Source organism: Gordonia sp. NPDC003504, from assembly GCF_053587995.1.
Genome location: NZ_JBSFPC010000004.1, coordinates 224,412 through 239,900, shown reverse-complemented (window position 1 = coordinate 239,900; position 15,489 = coordinate 224,412). Strand labels below are relative to the sequence as shown.

At 67.5% G+C, this 15,489-nt stretch carries 13 protein-coding genes and 1 pseudogene; 5 read left to right on the top strand and 9 right to left on the bottom strand.

The window, feature by feature from the left end; genetic code table 11:
• Window positions 1-4 precede the first annotated feature (4 nt).
• A pseudogene (locus ACWDPV_RS10465) lies at window positions 5-493 on the top strand (glycosyltransferase family 2 protein); the annotation flags it as partial.
• A gap of 28 nt (window positions 494-521) precedes the next feature.
• A complete protein-coding gene (locus ACWDPV_RS10460; protein WP_449743009.1) occupies window positions 522-653 on the top strand; it encodes a hypothetical protein in 132 nt (43 codons plus the stop codon).
• On the opposite strand, the gene ACWDPV_RS10455 is transcribed toward ACWDPV_RS10460, so the two are convergent.
• Window positions 654-1,478, bottom strand: coding sequence for a 2-amino-3,7-dideoxy-D-threo-hept-6-ulosonate synthase (locus tag ACWDPV_RS10455; RefSeq protein WP_449742896.1), 825 nt, complete (start codon window positions 1,476-1,478; stop codon window positions 654-656). It abuts the gene before it with no gap.
• A gap of 176 nt (window positions 1,479-1,654) precedes the next feature.
• Between ACWDPV_RS10455 and ACWDPV_RS10450 the strand changes: the two genes are divergently transcribed.
• On the top strand, window positions 1,655-2,506 hold the full coding sequence (locus tag ACWDPV_RS10450) for a glycosyltransferase family 2 protein (protein WP_449742895.1): 852 nt from the start codon (window positions 1,655-1,657) through the stop codon (window positions 2,504-2,506).
• Entirely contained in the window at window positions 2,503-3,900 is a 1,398-nt protein-coding gene (locus ACWDPV_RS10445) for a lipopolysaccharide biosynthesis protein (RefSeq protein WP_449742894.1), read from the top strand. Before ACWDPV_RS10450 ends, ACWDPV_RS10445 begins: the two co-directional genes overlap by 4 nt.
• A 45-nt stretch (window positions 3,901-3,945) precedes the next feature.
• On the opposite strand, the gene ACWDPV_RS10440 is transcribed toward ACWDPV_RS10445, so the two are convergent.
• Genes ACWDPV_RS10440 through ACWDPV_RS10425 form a run of 4 tightly spaced genes read right to left on the bottom strand, consistent with a single transcriptional unit; the run spans window position 3,946 to window position 9,351 of the window.
• Entirely contained in the window at window positions 3,946-4,836 is an 891-nt protein-coding gene (locus ACWDPV_RS10440) for a glycoside hydrolase family 16 protein (protein WP_449742893.1), read from the bottom strand.
• A 35-nt stretch (window positions 4,837-4,871) separates the two neighbouring features.
• The gene (locus ACWDPV_RS10435; protein ID WP_449742892.1) at window positions 4,872-5,069 is read right to left on the bottom strand and encodes a hypothetical protein; all 198 of its coding nucleotides are present in this window, start codon (window positions 5,067-5,069) and stop codon (window positions 4,872-4,874) included.
• Window positions 5,066-7,282: a hypothetical protein gene (locus ACWDPV_RS10430; protein WP_449742891.1), complete on the bottom strand. Its 2,217-nt coding sequence runs from the start codon at window positions 7,280-7,282 to the stop codon at window positions 5,066-5,068. Before ACWDPV_RS10430 ends, ACWDPV_RS10435 begins: the two co-directional genes overlap by 4 nt.
• Window positions 7,279-9,351, bottom strand: coding sequence for a glycosyltransferase (locus ACWDPV_RS10425; protein WP_449742890.1), 2,073 nt, complete (start codon window positions 9,349-9,351; stop codon window positions 7,279-7,281). Before ACWDPV_RS10425 ends, ACWDPV_RS10430 begins: the two co-directional genes overlap by 4 nt.
• Before the next feature lie 161 nt (window positions 9,352-9,512).
• Between ACWDPV_RS10425 and ACWDPV_RS10420 the strand changes: the two genes are divergently transcribed.
• The gene (locus ACWDPV_RS10420) at window positions 9,513-11,141 is read left to right on the top strand and encodes an ABC-F family ATP-binding cassette domain-containing protein (RefSeq protein WP_449742889.1); all 1,629 of its coding nucleotides are present in this window, start codon (window positions 9,513-9,515) and stop codon (window positions 11,139-11,141) included.
• A 170-nt stretch (window positions 11,142-11,311) separates the two neighbouring features.
• Here the strand turns inward: ACWDPV_RS10420 and ACWDPV_RS10415 are convergent, their stop codons facing one another.
• From ACWDPV_RS10415 to ACWDPV_RS10400, 4 genes are all read right to left on the bottom strand, one after another.
• On the bottom strand, window positions 11,312-11,893 hold the full coding sequence (locus ACWDPV_RS10415; RefSeq protein ID WP_449742888.1) for a class F sortase: 582 nt from the start codon (window positions 11,891-11,893) through the stop codon (window positions 11,312-11,314).
• Between the two features lie 47 nt (window positions 11,894-11,940).
• Window positions 11,941-12,852, bottom strand: a complete 912-nt coding sequence (locus ACWDPV_RS10410; protein WP_449742887.1) for an MSCRAMM family protein — start codon at window positions 12,850-12,852, stop codon at window positions 11,941-11,943.
• Between the two features lie 147 nt (window positions 12,853-12,999).
• The gene (locus ACWDPV_RS10405) at window positions 13,000-13,557 is read right to left on the bottom strand and encodes a hypothetical protein (RefSeq protein WP_449742886.1); all 558 of its coding nucleotides are present in this window, start codon (window positions 13,555-13,557) and stop codon (window positions 13,000-13,002) included.
• 261 nt (window positions 13,558-13,818) lie between these two features.
• On the bottom strand, window positions 13,819-15,366 hold the full coding sequence (locus ACWDPV_RS10400) for an AMP-binding protein (RefSeq protein WP_449742885.1): 1,548 nt from the start codon (window positions 15,364-15,366) through the stop codon (window positions 13,819-13,821).
• Between the last annotated feature and the right edge of the window lie 123 nt (window positions 15,367-15,489).

The following is a 15,489-nucleotide window of genomic DNA, read 5'->3' as shown; positions in this document are numbered from 1 at the left end:
CCCGATGGTGAACGCCGATGGTGGCCGGGCGCCGCTGGTAACCGTGCTGATGCCGGCCTTCAACGCGGCCGGATACATCGTCGAGGCGGCGGAATCGATCCTGTCGCAGGGCGTCGACGATCTGGAACTGCTGGTGATCGACGACGGCTCCACCGATGCCGGGATGGCCGAGCTGGCCACCCTCACCGACCCCCGGATCCGGGTGATCTCGCAACCCAATGCGGGCCTGGTGGCCGCGCTCAACCGTGGGATGTCCGAGGCCACCGGCGACTACATCGCACGGATGGACGCCGACGACATCTGCCCGCCGGGCCGATTGCGCGCCCAGCTGCAGTGGTTTGCCGCCCATCCCGACGGGATCGCGTGCGGCACCGACTATGAACTGTTCGACGCGATGTCGGTCCAGGTGCGGATGCCGCGAACCGATCGTGCGTGCCGCGACCGGCTGCTGCTGGCCGGATGTCTGTGCGGCGCTTCGGTGATGATGCGCCGCGACGTCGTCGAACGCGAAGGGATGCGGCGTGACGCCGGATTCCGGGATGATCTGGTCGGTGACGACGATCTCGTTGGAGGTGGTCGAAGACATGGGTGTTCCTGTTCTGCCGATGATGTGGGCTGTCGGGGCGAATGGCCGGGTGGAATTGCCCTGGTGATCAGGCGGATTCGAGGGTCGAGACACCGACGCTGCGCCGATGAACCAGATCGGCGAGAGTGTTGGCCACCCGGTAGGGGTTCTCCGCCCCGAAGATGTTGCGGCCGAAGCTCAGGCCAGCGACCCCGCTCTCGAGCACCTGCGCGCCGAATGCGATGGCGTCGTCGTCATCGCGCGTCGCGCCGCCTGCGACGTAGATCGGTACCGGGGTGGAGTCGACGACCGCGCGCATGGCCTCGGCCGACTCGGCGTAGTCCAGCTTGATCATGTCCGCGCCGAGGTCGGTGGCGATGGCGGCGAGGTGCGCCAACGTTGCCGTCGTGGGCCGGTTGGGAATCGCCGGGCCGCGCGCGTACATCATCGCGAGCAGGGGAACGCCGAGCGTCTCGCATTCCCGGGAGACCGCCGCGAAGTCCTCGAGTTGGCCACTCTCGGTCCCGGAGCCGATGTTGACATGCACGCTGACCGCGTCGGCTCCGCTGCGCAGTGCCGAATCGACGCCGCCGACAAGGACTTTGGCGTCCTGATCCGGTCCCAAGGAGGTGCTGGCGGACAGGTGCACGATCAGACCCATGGAGGCGAAGGTGGCCGGGGAAACCTGTCCCACCCGGCCTCGGTGCAACACCACAGCGTTGCAACCGGAATCCGACAGCAGGCGCACCATGCGTTCGGTGTGCTGGACGGGTCCGAGGGGACCGAGGGTGATCGAATGGTCCATCGGCACGATCTGGGACCGCAGCGTGGTCGGGTCGGCGATCCTCGACAGCCGGATCGCCTTGCCGCCCGTGGGTGCTGGGCGGCGATGGCCGTCCACGAATGTACTCATCAACGTGCTCCTGAATGCCTGGTTCCCAACCTGTGCTTAGGCTAGGCTATCCTCTTGGCCATCGGCTTCCGCCGACGTGAGAAGCGCGACTCCAGGCTGGTCTTTGGTTAGCCTAACCTTTAGGCTTAATCTAAGCCAAGCTTCAGGAAGTACCGACCCCAACGAGTAGGGACCGCATGCACGAGACCCCGCGAGCCGACACTTCGACCGGATCGCCCGAGGTGTCGCCGATCTCCGACGCCAGCACGGGCCGTCCGAGTGTGTCGGTCATCATCCGGGCCATGAACGAGGCCAAGAACCTCCCGTACGTGGCATTCCGCATGCCCGACGACATCGACCAGATCGTCTTCGTCGACGGGAACTCGGCCGACGACACCGTCGCCGTCGCCCAAAAGCTCTGGCCCGAAGCCACTTTCGTCACTCAGTCGAGGTCGGGTAGGGGCAACGCTCTGGCTTGCGGTATCGAGGCATGTACCGGTGACATCATCGTCATGATCGACGCCGACGGCTCGACCGACCCGGCCGAGATCCCGCTGTTCGTCACCGCCCTGATCGACGGGGCCGATCTCGCCAAGGGCAGCCGCTTCGTCGGACGTGGCGGAAGCACCGACATCACCACCCTGCGGCGGTGGGGCAACAAGGTCCTCAACACCATCGTCAACGTGTACTTCCACACCAAGTTCACCGACCTGTGCTACGGCTACAACGCCTTCTGGGCTCGTCACGCCGAGCAGATCGAGTTGCCGCCGACGCAGTACAGCCGCGCCCAGTGGGGTGACGGCTTTGAGATCGAGACGGTGATCAATGTCCGGCTGGCCACCGCCGGACTCGCGATCACCGAGGTCGGCAGCTTCGAGGGCCCGCGTCTGCACGGACGCAGCAACCTCAACGCCTACAGCGACGGAATGCGGGTGCTGCGCACCATCAATCAGGAGTTCAAGCACTGGCGGAGCCACCGCGCGGCAGCGCGGCACGGCGTGCGTGCCGGGGCGGCCGTCGAGGTCGTCTCCGACGAACTCGCGGGGTGATCGCCGCCCGCGTCGCAGGCGAACCGGGTCCGGGGGAGCGCGGATCGGGACAGCACGCGCCGGGTGAATCCGCGGGGCTCGCCAAAACGTCGGTCGCCGTCGCCGTATCCGGGATGCTCACCGCGGCACTCGGATTGGTCTACTGGGTGGTGGCCGGCCGCCTGTATCCGGCTCGCGAGGTCGGGGCCGCGGCGGCGGTGATCACCACGGCCACGATGCTCTCGGCATTCGGGAACCTCGGTCTGGGTGCATATCTCGAGCGATTCCTGCCCGTGGCGGGTCGACGGGGCTACGTCCTGCCCACCCTCGGACTCGGCATCGGCGCCACCTGTGGTGCGGTGCTCGCGACGGGTTTCCTGCTCGTCGGGCCCACCGATGAAATGTTCACCAGCAGAATCGAACTGGTTCTTTTCCCGGTTGTGGTGATGGTCCTCTCGTCCTTCGCATTGCTCGATCACCTGAGCATCGCCATGGGCCGGGCCACGTGGTCAGCGCAGAAGAACGTCATCCACGCCGCCGTCAAACTCCTCGCCGCGATCGCCCTCGCCGGACTCGCCAGCCGCGCAGGGCTGGTCGGTACCTGGATCGTCACGGCGGCGGTGGCCGGCGGCGTCCTGTGGTGGTTCGCCGGACGGGAACTCCGTCGTCGGGTTGCGCGGGCCGATGCGACCCTGATGCCGCCGTTGCGCGATCAGGGCCGGTTCCTGGCCGGCAATTACGGCGTGTACATCGCGAGTGCGATCACGCCGCTGATCCTGCCCTCCGTGGTGATCGCACGGGTCGGCGCGGATCACAACGCCTACTTCTCGATCGTCTGGTCACTGGTGAGTGCGGTGCTGGTGCTGCTGACCATGATGTTGGGACCGTACGTCGCGTCGATGAGCGCCGCCGGCGTCGATCGCCGACCCGGCGGAGACGCCGACGGTGGTTTCGGTTCGGGGCCCGATTCGACTGCGGCACTGCGTCTCACACGACTGTTCGTGGCGATCATGATCGGCGGGGCGGCCTTGGCGGCCGTCGGCTTCGAGGTGATCGGTCCGCTGTTCCTGCGCCTGGCCGGCCCCGACTACGCCGAGTACGGTGCGCCGCTCCTGCGCCTGGGAGCGGTGGCTCTGCCGTTGGCGGCGGTCGGACTGTGTTACGTCGCGATCTCCCGGGTACGGTGCCGGCTGTGGCCGGCGCTCGTCGTGCAGATCATCAGCGCCACGATCATGTTGTCGGCCACCGCATTATGGATTGGTGAGCACGGCCTGGTTGCCGCCGGCTGGGCGATGATCCTGGCCGAGGGCACTGCGGCGGCACTGGTGATCATTCCGGTGGCGCGTGCGGTATGGGGACGCGCCCCGCTGCGTCCCGTCGTCGCGTCGTCGACTCCGGAGCGCATCGCGGCCTGATTGGGTTCGTTCGATCGCAGGCCGGCGCACGTTGGGGTCTCGAGATCACTTGTCGTGGAGTTGGATTGCTCCCGGGGTCGGCTGGAGGTATCCGGCGCGGGTGAACGCAGCCACGTCATCGACCGGTGCGTAGACCGCCACCCAGTCGATGTCGACCTCGGCGGTGACCGGACGCGGGTCACCGGCGGCGCACGGTGTCATTCCCCAGTCGGCGCGCCGTTCACATGCGCCGGCCTCCACCTGCATGCCCAACCACATGGGAACCGTCGGTACCATCTCGGCCGAGCGGACCTCGGCCCATACCTTGCCGTCGAGGAGGTATCGGATCAGGCCGGGTAGCCATTCGACACCGACGACGTGCCAGTCGGCGAAGTCGCCGGTGGCATCCGCCTGTGCCTTGTGGTTCTCCCCGTCGTCTTTCCAATGCACGAACGCCGAGATCGCGTCTCGCCGTGAGGCGATGCTTTCGGCGAAGTCGATCTCCGGTGGCCACTCGTCGGATTTGGGCCACAACAGCATGTGGTAGGACAGATCCGCGCTCGGCGTCGCGCGCATGCGGATCTCCCAGCGTCCGTAGGTCTGGGTGACCGGGTAGTTCGAGACGCCGCCGGTGACCCATCCGGAGGGGGTCTTCTTGCCCGACAGGCGCATCACGCCGTCGTCGACCGACACCATCGAGACATCCCACTGACCCACCGGATTGCCCCCGGGACTGCCGGAGTAGGTGCCCCACTGGTCGCCGAGGTCGCACCGGTCGAATGTGTCGAGGAAGGTTCGTTTCCACAGGGCCCGATCGACGGTCTCGGGGGTGGTACCCGATCCGTCCGGGCCGCGGTCGCTCAGACACGTCGTCTGGGCGGCATTGTGGAGACCGTCGCCGTCGCCGACGGTGCATCCATTGCTGATCATCGCCGACGTGATGATGCCGATGACCATGGCCAGACAACGTGTTCGGCGGTGTCCATGGCGCCTCACAGTGCCATTTCCGCCAACCGCTGCAAGGTCAGACACGCCGCCACGATGACGCATCCGGCGGTGACCAGGGTGAGTCGGTGGGCCGGCGCGCCCCGGCGGGAGGCGCCGTCGGAGCCCACCTCGACCTCGCGCAGCGCCGCACCCAGCACCAGCAGTACCGCGCTGATCACGAGCAGAACGACGGTGATGCTCACTGGCCCTCCAGAGGTGTTCCGGCGCGCAGGATCTCGACATTCTCGGTGCGGACGACGAGACGATACTCGCCGGTCCGTATCAGCCCGTCGATGGCGTCCCGGAGCGCGTCGGGTGACTGGCCGTATTGCAGTTCGAGCATTTTCAATCCCTGATTGGTCACGTAGATGTAGTCCGGCCATCGCTCGCGGGCGCACTGCGCGACGTTGTCGAGGCATGGGAAGGAGTCGATGAAGGAGAACCGCGGCCCGTGTGGGTCGAGGATGCGCCGCACGCCGGTGCTCTGCGGTGCGTAGCTGAAACTCATCACCGTGGCGTCCGGTGGGACGGAGGCGATGAACTCATCGGTCACGGTGACCTCGTCGCGGGCGGTCGCCTCGAACGCCGTGTTCAGGCCGCGGTTGGTGGTCTCCAGCAGCGCCAGGATCATCACCAGTGCCCACAGCAGGGCGTATCCGAGATATCGGAAGTGGGTAGCGCGTAGCCGTCGCCGCAGTCCGGCGCCGCCCGCGGCCAGCGCCAGCGCAGCGAACGGTGCCAGCACCGGGGACGCGAGCAGGAAGCAGCGGATGATCATCTCGCCGCCATAACTCTGCAACGCGACGAGCACGAAGGGCGCGGCGCAGAGCAACCCGCCGACGGACCAGGCCTTCTTCGACCGCCAGATCAGCCAGCCGATCAATCCGACTGCGGCGAAGCCACCGGAGGCGAGCATGCGCAGGTACTGCATGCGGGTGTACGTCGGATCGCCGCTGAGACGATCGCCGACGCCGGCCTCGACGGACTGCCCCACCTTGCCCACCTCGTCGACCAGGCCCTGCAGATGCCCGAGCCAGAAGTCGGTGGCGCCGTAGGAGAACCAGGCGGCGAAGATCAGTCCGGCCGCGAGCCACAGGGTGCGGTAGCGGGTGGTCCCGGTCGCGGCGAAGGCCGCCAGCGCCAGCACTGTGAGCATGGGCGTCATCTGGTGAGACACGGTGTTGCCGGCGATGATCACGACGAGGACCACTTCGATGCCCACCGTGCGGCCCGGACCGAAGCCCGGCACCCGACCGGGAGTTCGGCGGAATCCGTTGATGATCCGCGCGATCCGCCCACCCTCGAGTCCCGGCAACGGCGCGGTGCGCAACTGCCACAGCAGGGTTCCGAGGATGGCCGTGTATCCGATGATCGCCATGGACTGCGGCGAGTAGTAATCCTGCTGGTACCAGTTGAACCCGTGGTAGAGCAGTACCGACACCCAGGCCAGCCGGGCACGTCCGGTGATGGCGATCGCGATCGCGTAGATGCCGAACGACACGACGACCCCGGCGACGAACGGCGCCCACAGCAACACCGGCGTCAGGTCATCGATCCCGCCGACGACCTTCACGTGCGCCGACATCGCGAAGAATCCGGCCCAGCTGAAACGGGCGTTGATCTGGTCGGGGAGATGGTGACTGGCGGCCAGGACGTCGATGAAGCCGCGATGGACGAACGAGGTGGGAATCGACGTCTCGCCGGTGGCGCCACCCACCAACATCGAGTTGTAGGCCACTGTCACGACGGTGACGGCGCCGAGGACGAGTGTGTCGAGTCGCCGGGACAGCAATGCCGCCACGATGACCGCGGCCAGCAGTCCGAGTCCGAGGAAGTAGACGGGGTCGAGGGCGGAGATGACCCCGAAGCGGCCGGTGTCGGCGACATCGAGATCGGCGACGGCCAGCCCGAAACATCCCAGCGACGCGGCGAGCGTGGCGAGTGCGATCGCGCGTCGCCGGGTCCAGTGGGATCGGTCGAAACCGAATGATCCCGTGCGGGTGTGGGTGGGCAGGGTGCGACGGGCCCAGATGCACGCGGCGAGCGAACCGGCGGCCAGGATCGCCTGTGTGCGTACGGGACTCCACCAGTCGGCGACGATCGTGGTCTGGGTCAGCAGGACGGTCACCGACAGCGAGATGGCGGGGATCAGGATGCCCGACAGCGCCCGCCCGGGGATCCGCAGTGCCACGACGATCGGGATGCCCGGAAGGGTGAGGATGCCGGCGAACACCAGCAGCGCGCGGACGGCGGTGGGAAGTGGGTCGGCACCGAGTCCGTCCAGCAGGTCGAGCACGAGAAGCGTTGCGGCCAGCACCCCACCGACGACAAGCGACCCACCGGGCGGAAATCCGTAGGCGATGGGTGCATCCGGTGTGGTGTGCCTAGAGGAGGAGCGGTGGAGTGTGAGTGTCACGACGAGCGATCCGTCCCTGGCCCGGTGACCTGTCGCCGGCGGTCACGGCAGCGCAGGTGCCCGCGGCCGAACAGCAGTGGGCCGGCGAGGTAGCCCCGCAGTTCCAGGTTGCGCAGTTCGGCAGGCCATTGGGCGCGCGAGAACGCCGAGGTGTTCTCCGACCCGGGAACGAGCAGTGCCCAGAGTCCGGCCGGGATCCGCTTGGCCACGGCGACGGCGTGGCGGGAGAACAGCAGTTTGGTCACCGACGCCGACATGCCGGTGCCGTATCCGTACGCCTGGGTCCGCAGATCGTCCATGTTGTCGCGGTGATAGTGGGTCACCACCGCATCCGGCCGGTACGCGATGGCCCATCCGGACAGGATGATCTCGCGCATGAGATCGAGGTCCTCGCCGCCGTTGGACGGGGTGCCGGTGCCCAATCGTTCGTCGAAAATGCCGGTGTCGTCCAGGATCTCGACGTCGAGGGCGAGATTGTTGCCGCTGCCGAGTTGTCCGGCGGTGTAGGGGAAGAAGAAGTTGTGCGACCCGGCGACACCGGCGGCCACATGCTCCGGGTCGGGTGTCAGGGCCCAGATCGTCGCGTCGGAGCCCTTGTCGAAGACCTTGGCATCCTCGAACAGTTCCTGGAGTTCGGTGGGGGTGTCGATCCCGACCACGCGTCCGGTGACCGCCCCCACCGATCCGGTCGTATCGTCGGTGAACGCCCTGACGATGGTCGACACCCAGTCCGCCGCGGGTCTGGCGTCGTCGTCGGTGAAAGCGACGACGCGGCCGCGGGCCTCACGGATTCCGGCGTTGCGCGCCGCGGAGATGCCGGGGAAGGTCTCATTGACAATGCGCAGACGCCGATCGTGCCGATCCGCGAGAATGGTCGGTACCCGGCCATAGCCCGGGCGATTGTCCACCACGACGACCTCGATGTTCGGATGGTCTTGTGCCAGAGCGGCATCCACGGCGTCGATCAACAGGTCGCGGCCGATGGTGGGGATCACCACCGTCACCAGATCGTCGGGCGCGATCGAGGAGGCCCGCCGACGCCGTGACCGCGCCGGCACGAGCCGGGAGTCGGCGGCGGCGCGCCGGCGTGCACCGGCGCCGGTGCCCCATGCGGTGCCGGCGGCGGTGACCGCGACCCCGATGATCATCATCGCCAGGCGGGCGGCGGCGGCGGGGTCGCCGCGTAGAACGTGGGAGAGGTAGCGCACCACGCCGGAGGTGATGGTCCGCAGCACGTAGGAGGTCTCGGCCGACAGCGCGTCGCCGGAACCGGCCATCCTCGACAGAACGGCCTTGGATTTGCCCTCGTTGAGGCACCGCCGCAGGAAGTAGCGGGTGGATTCGCGATCGGTTGAGACGCTGTGGGCGACGCCGAATCCGGCGTCGCGGATCACGCGCCCCCGCGGGAACGTGCGATGCACCTCGATTCCCATGAGTGTTTCTTCACAGCCCACCGGAAGGTCACCGACGCGGCCGAGTTCGGTGGCGAAACCGCCGATCTCCGCCAGCGCCGACCGCCGCACCGCCATGGCGGCGCCGATGGGATTGCGGATGTCGGCGCCGTCGTTGGCGATGCCGCGGTAGTCGCAGCCGACGACCCAACCGAATTCGTCGGGGAACCAGCGGGGTGCGGTGCCGCCGGACCACTGCGGTGTGACCGCTCCGCCGACGGCGACGACGGACGGGTCAGCGAATGCGCGGCGCACCGCCGCCAGACCGTCGTCGGCGAGGACCGCATCGTCGTCCAGGAAGACGAGCACGTCCTCGTCCGAACAGTCCAACCCGGTGTTCCGGGCGCCGGACAGGCCGCGGGCGTGGGCGTTGGGCACCACGTCGACCCGACGCGCATCGTCGTGGACCCGGCTCTTCACCCAGCCGAGCAGCTCATCGTTGTGGTCGGCGACCACGATGAGGCGGTCGTCCGTGCCGAGCTGAGCCGTCGCGGCGTCGATCGCGGCGCCCAGCTGATCCCGGCGTTCGGTGGTGTAGCAACAGATGATCACCCCGAGACTGATCGCACCGGCATGGTGATTGCCGGCTGGTGGGGTGTGGTCACCGCGTATCTCCATCGGTCGGGCGCATGGTCGGGTCCAGGCACAAACGGCCCCCAATAAGGTGAGCCTAAGCTACTGTAGTGGACCCTTAGCGGCTCTACCCAATCGAGTGAGGTGACCGTCGCACGCGCTCGCCGATTCGGTCACCGTCGGTGGAGTCGATAGACTCGAACGTCGTGATCACCGCGACCGACCTCGAAGTCCGTGCGGGCGCCCGGACCCTGCTGTCGGCGCCCGGTTCCGCGCTGCGCATCCAACCGGGCGATCGCATCGGCCTGGTCGGGCGTAACGGAGCGGGCAAGACCACGTCGCTGCGCATCCTGGCCGGGGAGACCGAACCCTACGCCGGCACCGTGGTCCGCAGCGGCGAGATCGGCTACCTTCCGCAGGACCCGAAAGAGGGCGACCTGGAGGTGCTCGCCAAGGACCGGGTGCTGTCGGCGCGCGGCCTCGACGCCATCCTGCGGCAGATGGAGAAGCAGCAGGCACTCATGGCCGAGACCGCCGACGAGCGGGTCCGCGATCGTGCGGTGACCAAGTACGGGCAACTCGAGGAGCGGTTCTCGGCGCTCGGCGGCTACGTCGCCGAATCCGAGGCGGCGCGAATCTGTCACAGCCTCGGCCTGCCCAACCGCGTCCTCGGTCAGCCGCTGAGGACACTGTCGGGTGGACAGCGTCGTCGAATCGAGTTGGCCCGCATCCTGTTCGCCGCCTCCGACGGTGCCGGCAAGTCGCAGACCACGTTGCTGCTCGACGAGCCCACCAACCACCTCGACGCGGATTCCATCACCTGGCTGCGTGGGTTCCTGCAGAACCACGAGGGTGGGCTCATCGTGATCAGTCACGATGTGGATCTGCTCGCCGATGTGGTGAACCGCGTGTGGTTCCTCGACGCGGTGCGTGGCGAGGCCGACATCTACAACATGGGCTGGAAGCGGTACCTCGACGCCCGCGCCACCGACGAACAGCGCCGTAAGCGTGAGCGCGCCAACGCGGAGAAGAAGGCCTCGGCGTTGCGCACGCAGGCGGCCAAACTGGGCGCCAAGGCCACCAAGGCCACCGCGGCGCAGAACATGCTCAAGCGGGCCGACCGGATGCTCGACGCGCTCGACGAGGAGCGGGTGGCCGACCGGACCGCACACATCCGATTCCCCGAACCGGCCGCGTGCGGAAAGACCCCGCTGATGGCCTCCGGCCTGACGAAGAACTACGGCTCGCTGGAGATCTTCACCGGTGTCGACCTGGCCATCGACAAGGGCAGCCGCGTCGTCGTCCTGGGTCTCAACGGTGCGGGAAAGACGACGTTGCTCAAGCTGCTGGCCGGCGCCGAGGCCCCCGATATCGGCTCCATCGAACCCGGCTACGGACTCAAGATCGGCTACTTCGCCCAGGAGCACGACACCCTCGACGACGCCGCATCGGTGTGGGAGAACATCCGGCACGCCGCGCCGGATGCGGGGGAGCAGGATCTCCGCGGGTTGCTGGGCGCGTTCATGTTCTCCGGCGCCCAACTCGACCAGCCCGCGGGCACGCTGTCCGGCGGCGAGAAGACGCGCCTGACCCTGGCCGGTCTGGTGTCCTCGGCGGCCAACGTGCTGCTCCTCGACGAGCCGACCAACAACCTGGATCCGATCTCGCGCGAGCAGGTCCTCGAGGCACTGCGCAGCTACACCGGCGCGGTCGTCCTGGTGACTCACGATCCCGGTGCGGCGGCGGCCCTGGAGCCGCAGCGGGTGATCCTGCTGCCCGACGGCACCGAGGATCACTGGAGCGAGGAGTATCAGGAACTCATCGAGCTGGCCTGAGTACCACTCTCTTTCGCTGCGTCGACAGCGCTCCGAACTACGCTGACAGCGCTCTGAAATCCGTTGACAGCGCTCTGAGCCTTCCCAACGCAACCCGCGGAGGCGCTGTCAGCGGGTGGGCGAGCGCTGTCAACGAGATTCAGAGCTCTCTCAACGAACTACCCGGCGGTCTAGGAGCGAACCGCCCAGGCGATGATGTTGTCCCGATACCCGAGGGGTGGACCGACGAACGGTCCGCCGCAGGTCACCAGTGCCAATGTCTCCGGCCCGTCAAGCCGGTTGAGTTGTGCTGCGGGGAAACCGTTCTCCTTGTCGGCGGTCTGGACGTCCCGGACCCGATACCGGACCGTCTCGCCGCCGGCGGTGTGCAGGGTGACCTCGGATCCCGTTGTCAGTGAACCGAATCGGGCGGCGAATCCCCGTCCCTGGTTGACGTCGTCGACGTGCCCGGTGATCACCACCGTGCCCGTTCCCGAACCGGGTAGCGCCGAGTCCACCCACCAGCCGAGGTGGCCGACATCCTGGGGCGGCAGCAATGCGCCGGAGGTGTCGGTGGCCACGGATTCGGTGGGGGCGGTCTGACCACCCGCGGTCACCGAGGTCGGGGCGCCCGGATCGCCCGTTCGCGCACTGACCGGCGGACGCAGATCCGACTGTGCCACCGTGGAACTGCCGGGTTCGGATGACGGTGTGCCGGTGGTCGCGCAGCCGGTCAGGATCGCCGCGGCGAGGCAGACCAGGAGGAGAGCCATCCGGTGCAGCGGGCCGCGCGTAGGGTTCGCCGTGCTCACGATGGTCGTCACGGCTGGTTCACCGGTCCTGACGGGATCGACGAGAGTGGCACTCGGCCTGCGGGATTGCGTGAGCTGACATGCCCCGCGCGGGTGTTGTAGATCGACTGATCGGCGGTCTGGCCGCCGAGCACGTCGAAGGTGTAGGTCAATCCGTCGTTGAGATACCTTACCGGAGCTGCGATTTCGCGTGCGGTGTAGCAACCGCCGCGAACCCGTTTCGACGCGATGCCCTCGGCGTCGGTGGTGATCACGCCGAGGCCCTGCCCGTCGCAGGTCGCCACGGCGAACTGCGCGCCGGGCAACGTGTGGCCGTCGATCCGATCGCGTTTGGTGACCTGAAGCCAGCCGAAGTTCTGTCCGCCGTCGGTGCGGGTGAAGGTGAACTCATGGCTCACCGTCTGCCCGGCGACGATGTCCACCGAGAACCCGCCAGAGCCCAGGAGCCGATAGCCGGCCGGAACGTCGGTGACGGTGATGCCGTACGACCCCGGGTAATTGTTGATCGACGCCGGAAGCGGAATCGGTTGGCTGCCTGCCGGTCCGGCGAAGTCGATCACCACCCCGGGGACCGGGTTGCCGGCGGTGTCGCGGGTGGTGAGGTTCAGCGTTCCCTGGCCCTCCGGCGGCGTCGAAGTAGGACTGCTGGTCGATGGTGCCGACGGCGGAACCGAAACGCTGGTCGACGCGGGTGTCGACGGGGGAGCGGGATCGCTGCCGGTGGTGGATGGTGGTGTGGTTGCCGGTGGTGTGGTTGCCGGTGACGGCGGTGTGGTCTGTGTGGTGGTGGACGCGATCGGCGGTGGGGTGGTGGTCGTGGTGTCGTCGGCCGCGGCGATGCCCGCTGTCATGGTGGCCACGACGAGCGCCACCGATGGGAGTGCAGCGGTGCGGATGACGCGGAAGTGCTTTCGGCTCATGATGATTCCCGAGGTCTCCCCGACCCTGGTTCGAATGCGGACTGGAATGCGGAGTGCCGGTGCCGGCATGGGGTGTGTCGCGCGACCCGGTCCGGTCGTTAGCCGTGCATAGGAAATGGGCGGACAATGTCATTCACGCGGCCGACGTCACGACCGCGTGATCGGACCCGACGGGATGGAGGTCAGCGGCACGCGGCCCGCGGGATCACGGCCGGGTACGGTTCCGCCAGGGGATCCCGGCGATGTCGATGCAGTGGTGAGATGCACCGTGTAGGTGACGGTTTCGCCGGGCGTGAGGCCGATGGTGAAGTCCGATGGACCGACGAGGGTGAGTCCGGCGGGAACGGTGAGTACCCGAACGGGGATCGAGTGGGTCGGCGAGTCGATGGTGGCAGGAAGCTCGTAGACGTACGGCGACGGTGCCGCGATGCGGACGGTCACCCCGGCGACGGTGTCATGGGCGCCGTCGAGGACGGCGGTGATCAGAGCACGGCGCAGCGGACTCGGGCTCGATTCGGACGACGACGTGACCGGTGGGCCGGGCGATGTGGTGGGGTTGGGGTGCGTGGACGGGCTGGGCTGCGTCGACGGATCGGCCGGTGTGGATGAGTCCGGGGCCGGCGTGGTGGTGGTATTGACCGGCTCGGCGGCAGCCGGGCCGACGCCGGCGATCAGCGAACAGCCGATCGTGGCGGTCAGGGCCATCGCGATTCGGATGGGATGGCCTGTGTGGCAGCGGTTTCGATGGTGAGTTGGACGTCCGCCACGCGGCTGCGTGCGACGGTATTCGGTGAGTGTGCGCATGGCGCGGACTCGCGATCTCCCCGACCCGGAGTGGATCGTGTGGTCCCGACTGTGTGGTCCCGACTGTGTGATCCCGACAAGGGGAATATCCGTCGGGCCGGGGAGATCGTTAGCGTCGCGCAGGAATGTTATGGGCTCGTGATCGTGGGCTACACCGGCGGCCTACACCGTCGAGGGCCAGTAGGACTTGCGCAGAATGCCCTTGACCAGCTTTCCGGTGGGTGTGCGGGGGAGTTCGTCGACGAAGTCGACCGACCGCGGAACCTTGTAGGTGGCGATGCGTGACCCGGTGAACTCGAGCAGTTCGGCGGCGAGTTCGTCGGACGGCGTGAACCCCGGGGCCAACTGCACGCAGGCCTTGGCGACCTCACCGAGATCGGCGTCGGGGACACCGATGACACCCACATCGAACACCGCGGGATGATTCACCAAGACGTTCTCGGCCTCCTGCGGGTAGATGTTGACGCCGCCGGAGATGATCATGAACGCCTTGCGATCGGTCAGATAGAGGTAGCCCTCGTCGTCGACGTATCCCACATCGCCGGTGGTGGACCACAATTCGTGTGCCGGGTGGCGGGCCTCGGCGGTCTTGGCCGGGTCGTTGTGATACTCGAAGGCCACCTCCTCGCGCTCGAAGTACACCAGCCCGACTTCGCCGACGGGGAGTTCGTTGCCGTCCTCGTCGCAGATGTGGACGACCCCGAGGAGCGGTTTACCCACCGAACCGGGGTGATCGAGGGCCTCCTGCGGGCCGATGAACGTCGCACCGGCGGCCTCGGTCGAGGCGTAGTACTCGTGGATGACCGGGCCCCACCACGCGATCATCGCCTGCTTGACCTCGACCGGACACGGGGCGGCGGCGTGGACGGCGAGCTTCATGCTGGAGACGTCGTAACGATCGCGAACCTCGCTCGGCAACTTGAGCATTCGGATGAACATCGTCGGCACCCACTGGCTGTGGGTGGCGCCGTACTTCTCGATCGCCGCGAGGGCGTCCTCGGGGTCGAACCGGTCCAGGAAGACCACGGTGCCGCCGACCGAGTTGGTCACACCGCAGTACCGCAGTGGCGCAGCGTGATACAGCGGAGCGGGGGAGAGGTACACCGAGTTCTCGTCGAATCCGTACATCGGGGCGAAGATCGCGGTGTAGGCGTCCGGGATCTCGTTGACCTGGCCCTGGGGCAGCGGAGTCTGAATTCCCTTGGGGCGTCCGGTCGTACCCGAGGAGTAGAGCATGTCGGTGCCGCGCGGTTGATCGGTGCGCGGTTGCGCGGAGGCGCTCGCGAGGACGGCGTCGTAGGACTCGAAGCCCGCGATGTCGCCGCCCCACGCAATGCGGTGGCCCGGCACGGCGAGAGCGGAGATGTCGCCGCTCTTCTCGACGGCGGCGGCCTCCGAGGCGCCGGCGAACAGCACCTGGGCGTTGGAGTCGGTGAGGATGTAGTTCGTCTCCTCCGCGGTCAGATGATGGTTGATGGCGGTGATGTAGAGCCCGCTGCGGAGCGCGGCCCAATAGGCCACAAACATGTGCAGATCGTTCTCGGAGATCATGGCGACGCAGTCGCCGGGCCTCAGCCCGAGGGTCTCGAGGTGATTGGCCAGTCGGGTGGAGTCCTCGTCGAGCTCGGCGTAGGTGAGTTGCTCGCCGGTGGACGCGCGGATCACGGCGGGCTTTTCGGGGGTACGGGCAGCAAAGACTCCAGGGAACACGCTCACTCCTCGGTGACGAACGACACAAGTAGAACTCAGGTTATAGCGAGCGTTCGCTCGGCGGGGCCGAACTGTCCGATGTGCGACCGGTGAGTTCCACGGTCGGCGACGGTCATCACCTAT

Excerpts from the sequence above, each read along its gene's own strand:
- ACWDPV_RS10455 (WP_449742896.1), bottom strand. The coding sequence starts at position 1,478 with ATGAGTACATTCGTGGACGGCCATCGCCGCCCAGCACCCACGGGCGGC.
- ACWDPV_RS10450 (WP_449742895.1), top strand. The coding sequence starts at position 1,655 with ATGCACGAGACCCCGCGAGCCGACACTTCGACCGGATCGCCCGAGGTG.
- ACWDPV_RS10440 (WP_449742893.1), bottom strand. The coding sequence starts at position 4,836 with ATGGTCATCGGCATCATCACGTCGGCGATGATCAGCAATGGATGCACC.
- ACWDPV_RS10425 (WP_449742890.1), bottom strand. The coding sequence starts at position 9,351 with ATGGAGATACGCGGTGACCACACCCCACCAGCCGGCAATCACCATGCC.
- ACWDPV_RS10415 (WP_449742888.1), bottom strand. The coding sequence starts at position 11,893 with ATGGCTCTCCTCCTGGTCTGCCTCGCCGCGGCGATCCTGACCGGCTGC.
- ACWDPV_RS10410 (WP_449742887.1), bottom strand. The coding sequence starts at position 12,852 with ATGAGCCGAAAGCACTTCCGCGTCATCCGCACCGCTGCACTCCCATCG.
- ACWDPV_RS10405 (WP_449742886.1), bottom strand. The coding sequence starts at position 13,557 with ATGGCCCTGACCGCCACGATCGGCTGTTCGCTGATCGCCGGCGTCGGC.